Origin of the sequence: Brevibacillus sp. AF8 (genome assembly GCF_021270385.1) — a bacterium.
GTDB lineage: Bacteria > Bacillota > Bacilli > Brevibacillales > Brevibacillaceae > Brevibacillus.
The window spans coordinates 704,776-718,685 of the sequence record NZ_JAGQDN010000001.1 but is presented as its reverse complement, the minus strand read 5'-3'; the positions used below and the strand labels follow the sequence as shown (position 1 = coordinate 718,685).

The 13,910-nt window shown below is 47.3% G+C and carries 12 protein-coding genes; all 12 read left to right on the top strand.

From position 1 onward, the window contains the following. Window positions 1-110: 110 nt before the first annotated feature. The 12 genes from rimO to KB186_RS02735 all read left to right on the top strand — a co-directional run bounded on the left by rimO (window position 111) and on the right by KB186_RS02735 (window position 13,875). A complete protein-coding gene (gene rimO, locus KB186_RS02790) occupies window positions 111-1,457 on the top strand; it encodes a 30S ribosomal protein S12 methylthiotransferase RimO (protein WP_173607965.1) in 1,347 nt (448 codons plus the stop codon). Further along, window positions 1,458-2,033, top strand: coding sequence for a CDP-diacylglycerol--glycerol-3-phosphate 3-phosphatidyltransferase (pgsA, locus tag KB186_RS02785; protein WP_173607964.1), 576 nt, complete (start codon window positions 1,458-1,460; stop codon window positions 2,031-2,033). Between the two features lie 107 nt (window positions 2,034-2,140). Continuing rightward, window positions 2,141-3,385 carry a competence/damage-inducible protein A gene (locus KB186_RS02780; protein WP_221869145.1) on the top strand — a complete coding sequence of 415 codons (1,245 nt, stop codon included), beginning with the start codon at window positions 2,141-2,143 and terminating at the stop codon, window positions 3,383-3,385. A gap of 8 nt (window positions 3,386-3,393) precedes the next feature. Then, complete coding sequence (locus KB186_RS02775; protein ID WP_016743381.1) at window positions 3,394-4,983, top strand: DEAD/DEAH box helicase; 1,590 nt, start codon at window positions 3,394-3,396, stop codon at window positions 4,981-4,983. Window positions 4,984-5,151: 168 nt separating this feature from the next. Next, window positions 5,152-6,210: a recombinase RecA gene (gene recA, locus KB186_RS02770; protein ID WP_048033393.1), complete on the top strand. Its 1,059-nt coding sequence runs from the start codon at window positions 5,152-5,154 to the stop codon at window positions 6,208-6,210. A 67-nt stretch (window positions 6,211-6,277) separates the two neighbouring features. Continuing rightward, the gene (locus KB186_RS02765) at window positions 6,278-6,919 is read left to right on the top strand and encodes a RecX family transcriptional regulator (protein WP_173607962.1); all 642 of its coding nucleotides are present in this window, start codon (window positions 6,278-6,280) and stop codon (window positions 6,917-6,919) included. 273 nt (window positions 6,920-7,192) lie between these two features. Further along, window positions 7,193-8,734, top strand: coding sequence for a ribonuclease Y (gene rny / locus KB186_RS02760; protein WP_173607961.1), 1,542 nt, complete (start codon window positions 7,193-7,195; stop codon window positions 8,732-8,734). A gap of 109 nt (window positions 8,735-8,843) precedes the next feature. After that, on the top strand, window positions 8,844-9,638 hold the full coding sequence (locus tag KB186_RS02755) for a TIGR00282 family metallophosphoesterase (protein ID WP_173607960.1): 795 nt from the start codon (window positions 8,844-8,846) through the stop codon (window positions 9,636-9,638). Between the two features lie 118 nt (window positions 9,639-9,756). Further along, the gene (gene spoVS, locus KB186_RS02750) at window positions 9,757-10,017 is read left to right on the top strand and encodes a stage V sporulation protein SpoVS (protein ID WP_003385776.1); all 261 of its coding nucleotides are present in this window, start codon (window positions 9,757-9,759) and stop codon (window positions 10,015-10,017) included. A 109-nt stretch (window positions 10,018-10,126) separates the two neighbouring features. Continuing rightward, on the top strand, window positions 10,127-11,065 hold the full coding sequence (locus tag KB186_RS02745; protein WP_173607959.1) for a dipeptidase: 939 nt from the start codon (window positions 10,127-10,129) through the stop codon (window positions 11,063-11,065). Window positions 11,066-11,258: 193 nt separating this feature from the next. Further along, window positions 11,259-13,037: a 2-oxoacid:acceptor oxidoreductase subunit alpha gene (locus KB186_RS02740; RefSeq protein ID WP_173607958.1), complete on the top strand. Its 1,779-nt coding sequence runs from the start codon at window positions 11,259-11,261 to the stop codon at window positions 13,035-13,037. Then, entirely contained in the window at window positions 13,009-13,875 is an 867-nt protein-coding gene (locus tag KB186_RS02735) for a 2-oxoacid:ferredoxin oxidoreductase subunit beta (protein WP_047067761.1), read from the top strand. The genes KB186_RS02740 and KB186_RS02735 overlap by 29 nt, the downstream gene beginning before the upstream one ends. Window positions 13,876-13,910: the final 35 nt, after the last annotated feature.

The window sequence follows — 13,910 nt, the reverse complement described above, 5'->3', positions numbered from 1 at the left end:
CAAGCATATGCTTGCCTTTTGTACTTTTCTCTTTTTTGACACTTCCTTTAGGCTTATATTATACTGGATAGGTGTAATATGGGTTGGTGTGACCAATTGGAGGAAAAAAGATGACAGAGAAGGTAGGCACGCGTGAAAAAGTAGCGATTGTTACGCTGGGCTGTGAAAAGAATCTCGTTGATTCGGATATGATGGCCCATCTGATAGATGAAAAAGGTTATGAACTGGTTGATAACCCGGAAGAAGCAACTGTGGTTATCGTCAATACCTGCGGTTTCATCGATGCAGCCAAGGAAGAATCCGTAAATAAGATTCTGGAAATGGGTGAATTGAAGGAAGCCGGCAAACTGAAATCGCTTGTGGTGGCAGGCTGTCTCACACAACGTTACAAAGAGGATATCTTGAATGAGATTCCTGAGGTGGATGGCATTGTCGGAACAGGCGATTTTATGTCGATTACAGGTATTATCGAAGAATCTCTGGAGGGCAAGCGACCGATTTTTGTAGGTAATCCCATTTTTACGTACGAAGATGTCGTGAAGCGGAAAGTAAAACAGGGCACGTACTCCGCATATATTAAAATTGCCGAGGGCTGCGACAACGCCTGTACGTTCTGCTCGATTCCTTTGATGCGTGGAGGATTCCGCAGTCGTACAATCGAGTCCATCGTGGAAGAAGCTCGTCATTTGGCGGCACAAGGGATCGTAGAAGTAAGTCTGATTGCACAAGACTCTACGAACTACGGAACGGATATTTACGATGGAAAATTGATGCTTCCCGAACTTTTAAACCGTCTGGCAGAAGTCGAGGGCATCGAGTGGATTCGTCTTCACTATGCATACCCTGGATTCTTCACGGATGAATTGATCCACACCTTTGCTACCAATCCAAAAGTGTGCAAATACGTAGATATGCCTTTGCAGCACTCGGAAGACCATATTCTGAAAAGAATGCGTCGCCCAGGTAGACAGACGGACATTCGTGCGCTGGTTGCAAAAATTCGCGCGCAGGTTCCAGACGTTGCTCTGCGTACCTCGTTGATCGTAGGGTTCCCTGGGGAAACAGAGGAAGACTTCGAGCGTCTTAGCGAGTTTGTGAAGGATATCCGTTTTGATCGACTGGGTGTATTTACTTACTCCAACGAGGATGACACGCCAGCTTCCCGATTGCCTGACCATGTAGACGAAGAGGTTAAGGAAAAACGTGCGAACATGCTGATGGAAATTCAGCGTGAAGTAGCTGGAGATCGTAACGGACGCTTTGTTGGTCAAGTCTTGGAAGTTTTGATTGAACGCTACGAAGGACGTAACGATATTTATGTAGGTCGAACACAGTATGACGCTCCGGAAATCGATGGTGAAGTATTCGTCACCGGTTTTAAAGGCGAACTGGGTACCATCGTAAAAGTAAAAATAACTCACTCCTATGAATACGATTTAGCCGGGGAGGTAGTCTAGGTGAATCTCGCCAACCGCATCACCCTCGCCAGGATTTTTCTGGTGCCGGTAGTTATGTTTTTTCTGCTGGTGCGTTACAACATCGGGACATTTTCGATTGGCAGCCTGACGATGACGTATAACGAGCTGATTGCGGCTTTGGTGTTTATCCTAGCAGCCAGTACGGACGGACTCGACGGTTATATTGCACGGAAAAAGAAAATCGTGACGAACTTGGGGAAGTTTCTGGACCCGCTTGCTGATAAGCTGTTGATTTCTGCAGCACTCATTTCACTCGTAGAGATGCAGCGTTTGGAAGCGTGGATTGCGATTGTCATTATCAGCCGGGAGTTTGCAGTAACGGGTCTACGGCTAGTTGCTGCGGCAGAAGGACAGGTAATTGCTGCGAGTGCATTGGGTAAACTGAAAACATGGGTGCAGATCGTAGCAATTACGGCTGTCATGATTCGCAACTTCCCATTTGGGTTCTTCGGTATTCCGTTCGACGAAGTAGCTACTTGGGCGATGGTGATCATCACGATTTACTCCGGGTACGACTACTTTGCGAAAAATCGTAACGTGATCCAATACTCGTAATGCGGGTATTGGTCTCTTTTTTCACAAGACTCTTCTCTTGAGCGTTTGCAAGTGATAAACTGTTAGTTTAGAGGCTTTTCTACTCTCAAAGAGAATGGATGAGGAAGATGAGAGCGGAGATTATCGCGGTAGGTACCGAGCTTTTGTTAGGCCAAATCGCTAACACCAACGCACAGTTTCTTTCTCAGAAGCTGGCGGAAATTGGCGTGGGAGTATACTTTCATACGGTTGTGGGAGACAACACGGAGCGATTGCTACAAGTGATTCGATTGGCATCAGGACGATCTGATCTCGTCATTTTCACGGGTGGGCTAGGGCCGACTCAAGATGATTTGACAAAAGAGACCTTGGCGGGGCATGTAGGCATTGGATTGGAAACGAATTCAGAGGCCATGGAGAGAATTGAAAAATTCTTTTCGCAACGTGGGATTGTCATGACGGAGAACAATCGTAAGCAGGCGCTGGTGCTTTCTGGCAGCCATGTATTCTCCAACGATTTCGGGATGGCGCCGGGGATGGCGATCCGTCATGACAGTAGTACGTTCGTGCTGTTGCCGGGACCACCAAGTGAGATGTATCCAATGGTGGAGAATTACGTGATGCCTTACTTGACTGATTTGCTCCCCGAAAAACAAGTGTTTCACTCTCATGTACTCCGATTCTACGGGATAGGCGAATCGGCTTTGGAGGAAAAACTGCTCGATTTGATCGAAAAGCAGGACAATCCAACGATCGCGCCTTACGCCAAAGAATTCGAAGTAACGCTGCGGATTACGGCAAGAGCTGCTACAGTCGAAGAAGGGGAAGCCCTGATTTTGCCTGTAGAAAAAGAAATTCTCAGCCGTGTTGGCCAGTATATGTACGGGATGGGCGAGAACTCGTCGCTGCATGATGTGCTGGTTGCTGAGCTGAAAAAAAGAAATGAGACGATTGCTTGTGCAGAAAGCTGCACAGGAGGAGCGATTGCCTCGTTGATTACCTCTGTACCGGGAAGCTCGCATGTGTTTCGTGGCGGGGTTGTCTGCTACACCAATGAAGTGAAAAACCAGCTACTCGAAGTACCTGATTCCATTTTGCAAACAGATGGGGCAGTCAGTGAGAAAACAGCTCAATTGCTGGCTGAGCATGTACGAGAAAAGCTGGGAGCTACTTACGGGATTTCTGTCACGGGAGTAGCTGGCCCCGATCCATCCGAGGGCAAGCCTGTTGGCCTTGTTTACGTAGGGATCGCGGCAGAAGGAATACCCACAGTTGTAAAAGAGCTGCGCCTTGCCGGAAGAAGGCATGCAATTGTTGGGCGTGCCGCTAAATACGCGTTGTTTTATGCGCTGCAAATGCAAAAAGAAAGGTGATTTTTTTCATGACGATTTTTTCTGATTTTCCTTTACATAAATCTATTCTGCAAGCGATTCACGATATGGGCTTCGAAGAGCCATCACCGATTCAGGCAGCTTGCATTCCAAAAGTTCTGGATGGCGGAGACCTGATTGGTCAAGCGCAGACAGGTACTGGTAAAACTGCTGCATTCGGGATTCCACTTGTAGAAAAGATTACGCCTGCCAATCGTGTTCAAGCGATCGTGCTGACACCCACTCGTGAGCTGGCTATCCAGGTTGCGGGAGAGCTCCTGCGCATCTCCAAATACAACAAAGTTCGTACGCTGCCAATCTATGGCGGACAATCGATCGGACATCAAATTCGTGCACTCCGTCAAGGTGTACAAATCGTCGTAGGTACGCCTGGTCGTGTCATGGATCACTTGCGCCGCAAAACATTGAAGCTGGATCACGTACATACACTCGTTTTGGATGAAGCGGATGAAATGCTGGACATGGGCTTCATCGAAGATATCGAAACGATCATCACACATATGCCGGAAGAGCGTCAAACCTTGCTGTTCTCTGCGACGATGCCGCCAGAAATCAAGCGTTTGGCTACCCGTTACATGAAACAGCCGCAAACGATCGCGGTGAGCCGTGAAGAAGTAACGGCGCCATTGATTGAACAGGTATACTACAAAGTGTTTGACCGTAACAAAGTAGAGAGCCTCTGCCGTATTCTGGACAGCGAGGATGTAGAGTTGGGAATCATTTTCTGCCGTACCAAGCGCGGTGTAGATGAGCTGTCCGAAGTGCTGCAATCCCGCGGATACCTTGCAGATGGTTTGCATGGCGACTTGTCACAGGCACAACGTGACAAGGTCATGAATGCGTTCCGCGAAGGCTCGATTGAATTCCTGATTGCAACAGACGTAGCAGCACGTGGTATCGACGTAGGAAACGTTTCTCACGTAATCAACTACGATATTCCACAAGACTCTGAGAGCTACGTACACCGTATTGGCCGTACAGGTCGCGCTGGTCGCAAAGGAATTGCGATGACGCTGGTTACGCCTCGTGAAGTAAGACAAATGATGTTTATCCAAAAGCAGACAAAAGCACAAGTGCTCTCTCGCAATGTTCCTTCCCTGGAGGAAGTGGCTGAGCGCAAACAAGAGCAATTGCGCGAACAGTTGACTAGCCTTTTGGAAAGCGATGCAATCGCGGATATGTATCAAAAAGTAGCGGATGCTCTCGTAGGTCAATACCCGGCTGAAAAAGTAGCTGCTGCTGCATTACACCTCGCATTCCATACCGAAGCAGGACAAGGGCAGGAAGTAGAAGCGTACAACTTTGGTGAGACGGGTGCAGCAAAAGGCATGGTTCGCTTCTTCCTGAACGTAGGTCGCAATGCGAACATGAAGCCACAGGATCTGGTAAGAGAAATCTCTGAATCTGTTGGTATCCCGGGAAAATCAGTAGGTCGCATCGACATTTTCGAGAACTTCACATTTGTTGAGGTTCCAGAAGAGGTAGCGGCATTCGTATATGAGTCACTGCGTCAAACACGCATCAACGGAAAACGAATCAATCTGGAGCCTGCAAAGCCTCGCGGAGCGAAGCGTTCCTAATTAGGGTGCATGACACAAAGCAGCCATTTCACTGGGAATAACCAGGAAATGGCTGCTTTTTTACGATGCGAATATTTGTTCGTAAAAAATACTTGGCAAACACTTCTGTCTCGAGGTATGATGAAGACAAGCAAAACAGAAGCGAAAAATTGAAAGGGTGTGTACCATTTGTCAGATCGTCGCGCAGCTTTGGAGAGTGCATTGCGTCAGATAGAAAAGCAATTCGGAAAAGGTTCCATTATGAAGTTGGGGGAAGTATCCAACGTTCAGATTTCTACTGTATCGAGCGGAGCGCTTGCTCTTGATATCGCACTTGGTGTGGGCGGATTCCCACGTGGACGGATTATTGAGATTTACGGACCAGAGTCTTCTGGTAAAACAACAGTAGCACTTCATGCAATCGCAGAAGTACAAAGACAAGGCGGACAGGCTGCGTTTATCGATGCTGAGCATGCCCTGGATCCGGTTTACGCTGCAAAGCTGGGTGTGAACATCGACGAATTGCTCTTGTCCCAACCAGACACTGGTGAGCAAGCGTTGGAGATCGCGGAAGCATTGGTGCGTTCGGGTGCAGTAGATATTATCGTAGTGGACTCCGTTGCGGCACTCGTGCCAAAAGCAGAGATCGAGGGCGAGATGGGAGATTCCCACGTAGGTTTGCAAGCACGCTTGATGTCCCAAGCACTTCGCAAGCTGTCCGGTGCCATCAACAAGTCCAAAACGATTGCGATCTTCATCAACCAGCTTCGTGAAAAAGTGGGAGTTATGTTCGGTAACCCGGAAACAACTCCAGGTGGACGCGCTTTGAAGTTCTACGCGAGTGTTCGTTTGGATGTTCGTAAAGCGGAATCTATCAAAGTCGGCAACGACATTTTGGGTAGCAAGACAAAGATCAAAGTTGTCAAAAATAAAGTGGCTCCACCATTTAAGGTTGCAGAAGTGGACATCATGTACGGTGAAGGTATTTCCAGAGAAGGTAGCATTCTCGACATCGGTTCTGAGATTGATGTCGTGCAAAAGAGTGGTGCTTGGTATTCCTTCAACGAAGAACGTCTCGGCCAAGGTAGAGAAAATTCGAAAGTCTTCCTGAAGGAAAATCCGCACATTGCATCACAGATTGAAACGAAAGTGCGCGAATACTTCAGCCTGAACCCTGGTTCTGTTCCAGAAGTAGAGGCAGAGCATGACCCAGAGCAAGATGAAGAGCCTACATTTGATCTGGAGTAAGAAAGTAAAACAGCAGCCTGTCGATGAGACAGGCTGTTATTTTAGCTTTGCGAAGGAGTGAATCATCATGAAGAGCGGCCTGATCACTGCCGTTCATCGAGATATCAAACAAAAGCAACGCTACCATATCGATGTAGAAGGCGAGTATGCCATTACCGTACATGAAGACATACTGGTAAAGTACAACCTATTTAAGGGAACAGAATTAGATGAAGCTTTTTGCCGAGAAGTCCTGATAGCAGAAGAAAAGCATAAAGCGTATTTAGGAGCTTTGCGATACCTCGGTATACGCCCACGGACAAGCAGTCAGCTGCATTCTTATTTGGTAGAGAAGGGATTTTCTTCGCAAATTGCCGAAGAGATATGTCAACGCTGCAAGGATCACGGCTACATCGATGATGAAGCATTTGCGAAGCAATGGGTAGACGAGCGGTTGCGTTTGAAGCCGAGAAGCTCGTATATGCTGCGTATGGAGCTTACGCAGCGAGGAGTGGACAGAGCGATTGTAGAGGACGCAGTAAGTGGCGTGTCTAGGCAGGCTGAACTAGATGCTGCCCGCGCATTGATAGAAAAGAAGGCGCGACGCATAGAGGGTGCCCCGAACCCCGAGGAAGAACGCAAGCTGCTGTCCATGCTGATGCGCAAGGGATTCTCTCATGCGATCATTCAACAAATGCGTGAAGAATTGCGTCATAGAAGCGATAGTTAGGGCCAACTCTATTTGCATGATCTTGACAATTCTTGTTCACAAATAATAAAATAGGTTTGTATTTACTTGGTGTATCATAACTTTTTGTGATTTGCTCACTCGATGCCTATGAAACAACTGAAAAACCGTGCGAAAGCAGTACGGATTCAGCGGACCGAGTAAAATCGGTCTTGTTTTTTAGCCGAATGTTCAAATGTGAGAGCACTCCATGAAAAACAAATGCTTGGAAAGCGGGGAGATGTCTTACAATAAGGAGGTGAAACGAAAAAGCCTATGGATCCTATAATTACTGTTGTCATTGTGCTCGTTGCCCTGCTGATCGGCTTGGGTGCTGGCTACTTCACTCGTAAATCGATTGCCGAAGCGAAGATCTCCAGTGCAGAAGAAGCTGCACGACAGATCGTGGAGGAAGCCAAACGGGACGCCGAAGCCGTTAAGAAGGAGAAGGTGCTGGAGGCAAAGGATGAAGTGTTCAAGCTTCGATCCGAAGCGGAAACCGAATTGCGTGAGAGACGCAATGAGATCCAGCGTCAGGAACGACGAATTCTACAAAAAGAAGAATCGTTGGACCGCAAGATGGAACAGTTGGAGCGCAAAGAAGAAGAATTGTCTGAGCGTGACCGTGCCATCGCAGAACTGCAAAGCAAGGTAGAGCACTTATATAAAGAACAAGTATCAGAGCTAGAACGAATCTCCGGTTTGACGCAGGATGAGGCGAAGACGATCATTCTCACAGATGTGGAGAATACCGTCCGTCACGAAATGGCTGTGATGATCAAGGAGATTGAGACTCAGGCCAAGGAAGAAGCGGACAAACGTGCTCGTGAGATCATTACGACCTCCATTCAACGTTGTGCAGCAGACCACGTAGCAGAAACAACCGTTTCTGTGGTTACGCTGCCAAATGATGAGATGAAGGGACGTATTATCGGACGGGAAGGACGTAACATTCGTGCCCTGGAGACGTTGACTGGTATCGATCTGATTATTGACGATACTCCAGAAGCAGTCATCCTGTCTGGCTTCGACCCGATTCGTCGGGAAATCGCCAAGACAGCGTTGGATAAACTGGTCGCAGACGGTCGCATTCACCCAGCTCGCATCGAGGAAATGGTGGAAAAAGCGCGTCGCGAAGTAGACGAGCGAATCCGTGAATACGGTGAGCAAGCAACGTTCGAAACAGGCGTTCACGGCTTGCATCCAGATTTGATCAAGATTCTCGGACGCTTGCGTTACCGTACGAGCTACGGTCAAAACGTACTGAAGCACTCTATGGAAGTGGCACATCTCGCCGGTTTAATGGCGGCAGAACTGAAAGAAGATGTGAAGCTGGCCAAACGTGCAGGTTTGCTGCATGATATCGGAAAAGCGATTGACCATGAAGTAGAAGGTTCACACGTGGAAATCGGTGTAGAACTGGCTAAGAAGTACAATGAGCATCACGTTGTAGTGAACAGTATTGCGTCTCATCACGGTGATACCGAACCAACTTCCGTCATTGCTATGCTCGTGGGAGCTGCCGACGCTCTGTCTGCCGCACGCCCAGGTGCACGCCGTGAGACATTGGAAACATATATCAGACGTTTGGAGAAACTGGAAGAAATCTCTGAGTCGTTCGATGGCGTAGAAAAGTCTTATGCGATTCAAGCAGGACGCGAAATTCGCGTGATGGTTCAACCTGATAAGATTGACGATGCGGAAGCTACCCGTCTGGCACGGGAGATCACGAAACGAATTGAAAATGAACTCGACTACCCAGGTCATATTAAAGTAACGGTTATCCGTGAAACAAGGGCAGTTGAGTATGCAAAGTAAAGTGGCTGCGTGCCACTTTACTTTTTTTGTAGCACACCAGATGCTTGACGAAGTCAAGTTTTCTAATGAGTAGAGGAATTGTGTATACTAGCAATGAGGTGATTTGGTAATGAAGTTGTTATTCATTGGAGATATTATGGGCTCGCCTGGCAGAGAGATCGTGAAAACATATCTGCCGTTACTGAAACGAAAATATAACCCAACCTTTATCGTAGCGAATGGAGAGAACGCTGCGCATGGTCGCGGGATCACAGAGAAAATTACCAAGGAGCTTTTCGAGTGGGGTGTTCACGCGATTACGCTCGGGAATCATACGTGGGACCAAAGAGAAATTTTCGATTTTATCGATGATGAGCCGCGGATGATTAGACCGGCGAACTTCCCGGAAGGGGCTCCTGGAAAAGGGATTACATATATCAAACAACCTGAAGGGGAACTAGCCGTCATTAATTTGATGGGGCGTACGTTCTTGCCACCTCTCGACTGTCCGTTCCAAATGGCTGACAAGCTCGTAGAACAAGCACGAAAACGCACGAAGCTGATTTTTGTAGATTTTCATGCCGAAGCCACATCCGAGAAGCAAGCAATGTCATGGTACCTCGATGGAAAGGTAACAGCGGTCGTGGGGACACATACCCATGTGCAAACCGCTGATGAGCGTATTTTGCCTCAAGGAACCGGATTTTTGTGTGATGTAGGAATGTGCGGCCCAAGTAACGGCATTTTGGGAATGGAACGCGAAGCTGTTATTAAGAAATTTTTGACGCAGCTCCCTGTTCGATTTGAGGTAGCGCCAGATCCAGCGCAGTTGAATGCGGTGCTGATTACCCTGGATAAAGCGACAGGCCATGCGAAAAAACTAGAACGAATCAGAATTGACTCTGACCATCCGTTTATGGAATAATGGGAATAAGATTAGAATTTTTTGAATCTTTCAAGCAAGTTAGCAGGAATTTTTAGGGGTTATGCGAATATCATACTAATGATGACAGGATTCCTATCAGACGGGAGGTTCAAAAAGGATGGAAGTATTAAAAGTTTCAGCAAAGTCTAACCCCAATTCCGTTGCTGGTGCCCTTGCCGGAGTTCTTCGTGAACGAGGAGCGGCTGAGATCCAAGCCATTGGCGCTGGGGCGCTTAATCAAGCTGTGAAGGCAGTAGCAATCGCACGAGGGTTCGTAGCGCCGAGTGGAGTTGACCTCATTTGTATTCCAGCCTTTACCGACATCGTGATTGATGGAGAAGAGCGAACTGCAATCAAACTAATCGTAGAACCCAGATGATACAACTGCAAATGCATCACCTGCCTGTTTGTTCGAAGAATGAACAGGTTTTTTCGTTTGTCCAGAAGTATGACCCTCCGAAGTTATCGAAGAGAAGGAGCATTTCCATATGAAAATCTTTGATGCGCATTGCGATGTATTATGCAAGCTATGGCAGAATCCCGAGCTGGACTTTTATAAAGAAGACAAGCTCTTGCAATCTGGTTTTACCGCTCTTGAAAAAGGGAATGTAGACATACAAGTGCTTGCCTGTTTCGTCCCATCTCAGGTGCCGTTTGGACGACGTTTTCATACTGTGCTAGAAATGATCGATATTTTTTATCAAAAGGTGGCAGGTGATCAATTCCGTCCCATTTTTACAAAGGCAGATTTGGCTGAATGCGTATTAAAGGGACAGAAAGGGGCTATTCTGTTTGTAGAAGGTGCGCATGCATTAGAAGAGAGCCTCGTTCAGCTACGTACGTGGTATCGGCTTGGTGTACGAGGAATGACACTGACCTGGAATCATGGCAATGCTCTAGCGAGTGGAAATGGAGAGCCGAATCCAGGTGGACTTACTTCATTTGGACGAGAAGTCATTGATGAAATGAATCGGCTGGGGATGATTATTGATGTTTCGCATTTAGCCGATCCAGGATTCTGGGATGTACTAGAATGCTCGAAAGCACCCGTGATCGCTTCACACTCAAACGTGAGAAGCCTATGTCATCACTCTCGCAATTTGACGGACGAGCAAATTCGAGCGTTAATCGCCAAAGATGGCGCGATTGGCTTGACGTTTGTAGACTTCTTTACCGTATCGGAGAAGCGCACGGTCTGGATCGACGACTTGTTGCGCCACTTGGATCATATCTGCGCATTGGGTGGCGTAGACCACGTAGGTTTTGGCTCCGATTTCGATGGGATTACCGAGACGTTTGGAGATATGGTATCCGCAGCAGATTACTCCCAGTTACTAGAAGCTTTGTTAAAACGTTATAAAGAGGCGGAAGTATTGAAATTTGTGCAAGGAAATTGGTTGCGTGTTTTCGGAAACGTGCTACAATAAAGCATGAGGATATTAATGTACCAAGTTCAACATTAAAATTCAGGTCAAAAGTAAGTTGAGTAAAAGCACTTGCAATTTGACATGGACAGGACTACAATTGTTACTGTCTATGCACAGAAATGTCACATCTTATCAGTCTTTTCAAGGTGTGATAGGCAGCTTTTCTCACAGTCACTGAAAGGGTGGAATCTGAATGATTAGTCAACTTTCCTGGAAAGTTGGAGGACAGCAAGGGGAGGGCATCGAGAGTACTGGTGAGATTTTCTCGATGGCGATGAACCGGATGGGGTACCATCTGTATAGCTACCGTCACTTCTCTTCCCGTATTAAGGGTGGACACACGAACAATAAAATTCGCGTGAGCACAACGCCTATGCGTGCGATCTCTGACGATCTGGACATTCTCGTAGCGTTTGACCAAGAGACGATCGATTTCAATGCGCATGAGCTTCGTGAAGGCGGTATCATTATCGCGGATGCGAAATTTAATCCAAAGTTGCCGGACGGCTTGAAGCCAGTTCGCTTCTTCACTGTACCACTGACTGAGATCGCTGATGAGCTGGGAACTTCCCTGATGAAAAACATGGTGTCGATTGGTGCTTCCAGTGCCATCCTCGGCATTGCAGTGGAAAGCTTCCGTCCCATCGTTGAAGATATGTTCCTCCGCAAGGGCGAAAAAGTGGTTGAAAAGAACATGGATGCCATTCGCCGCGGTTTTGATTTTGTAAATGAATTGACTGGTGGTCAACTGCCTGAGTTCCAAATGGAAAAGGCTGACCCACAAAAACAACTGTTCCTCATCGGTAACGATGCGATCGCTCTGGGTGCTGTAGCAGCAGGCTGCCGTTTCATGCCAGCTTACCCGATCACACCTGCTTCCGAGGTAATGGAATACTTGATTAAAAAGCTGCCTAAATTGGGCGGTACGGTTATCCAAACAGAAGATGAGATTGCTGCTATTACAATGGCAATCGGTGCTAACTTCGCAGGTGCTCGTTCCTTGACTGCTTCTGCAGGTCCTGGTCTGTCCCTGATGATGGAAGCAATTGGTCTGGCTGGTATCACGGAACAACCTGTTGTAATCGTGAACACACAGCGTGGTGGCCCATCCACTGGTATGCCTACTAAAATCGAGCAATCCGATGTGAATGCTATGATCTATGGTACGCATGGTGACATTCCAAAAGTAGTTATCGCGCCAAGCACAGTAGAAGAGTGCTTCTACGATGCAGTTGAAGCGTTTAACATTGCGGAAGAATACCAACTGCCTGTTATCCTGATGACAGACTTGACGCTGTCCTTGGGCAAACAAACTGTTGTTCCATTTGACTACAGCAAAGTAGAAATCCGTCGCGGAAAACTGCTTGCTGGACAAGAATTGCCAGAAAAAGAGCAAAACGACCTGTTCAAACGTTATGAAGTAACAGAAGACGGCGTTTCTCCTCGTGTAATTCCTGGTCAAAAATACGGTCTGCACCACGTAACTGGTGTAGAGCATGATCAAACTGGTCGTCCATCTGAGAATGCTGCAAACCGTATTCAACAAATGGATAAACGTATGCGCAAAATGGAAGGCGTCCTGAAAAACTTCAAAGGCGCTGTAACTGCAGATGCTCCTCACGCTGATGCGGATGTCCTGGTTGTGGGTATCAACTCTACAATTGGTACGATTCAAGAAGCAAAAGGCCGTCTGGAACAAGAGGGAATCAAAGTAAACCATGCACAAATTCGTTTGCTGCATCCGTTCCCAACTGAAGAAATCAAAGCACTCGTAGACAAAGCGAAGAAAGTTGTTGTTGTAGAGCACAACGCCCAAGCGCAAGTAACAAGCTTGCTCAAACAACACGTTGGAAACGCTGAAAAAATCGAATCCGTGCTTAAATATGACGGTAACCCATTCCTGCCGAAGGAAATCTATGCTGAAGTGAAGGAGCTGGTAAAACATGGCGACTATGAAAGAGTTTCGAAATAACGTTAAGCCAAACTGGTGCCCAGGCTGTGGAGACTTCTCCATCCAAGCGGCTATTCAACGCGCCGCAGCGAACGTAGGCCTGGAACCTGAAAATCTGGCGGTTGTTTCCGGTATCGGTTGCTCTGGTCGTATTTCCGGCTACATCAACTGCTATGGTTTCCACGGTATTCACGGACGTTCCCTGCCAATCGCACAAGGTGTGAAAATGGCGAACCGCGAGCTGACAGTTATCGCAGCTGGTGGTGACGGGGATGGTTTCGCGATCGGTATGGGCCATACTGTACACGCTATCCGTCGTAACATGAACATCACGTACATCGTAATGGATAACCAAATCTACGGTCTGACAAAAGGTCAAACCTCCCCGCGTTCTGCGACTGGTTTCGTGACTAAGTCTACACCGGCAGGTTCCATCGAGTCCTCCATTTCTCCAGTTGAACTGGCGCTGTCTGTTGGTGCGACATTCGTTGCTCAATCCTTCTCCAGCGATCTGAAGGGCTTGACTGAACTGATCGAAAAAGGTATCCAACACGAAGGCTTCTCCTTGATCAACGTATTCAGCCCTTGTGTAACCTACAACAAGGTAAATACGTACGACTGGTTCAAAGAGAACATCGTACCAGTAGACACGATCGAAGGATACGATCCACATGACCGTATCAAAGCAATGTCTACTTCCATGCAACACAAAGGCCTGATTACAGGTCTGATCTACCAAAACACTGAGCAAAAACCTTACGAAGCTCTCGTAAATGGCTTCAAAGAAGAAGGTTTGGCTAACCAAGACATTCGTTTGTCTGAAGAAGACTTCGAAAAATTGGTTAAAGAATTTGCTTAAGTTTGATAGAGTGAAAAACCTCTCCTTAACGGGAG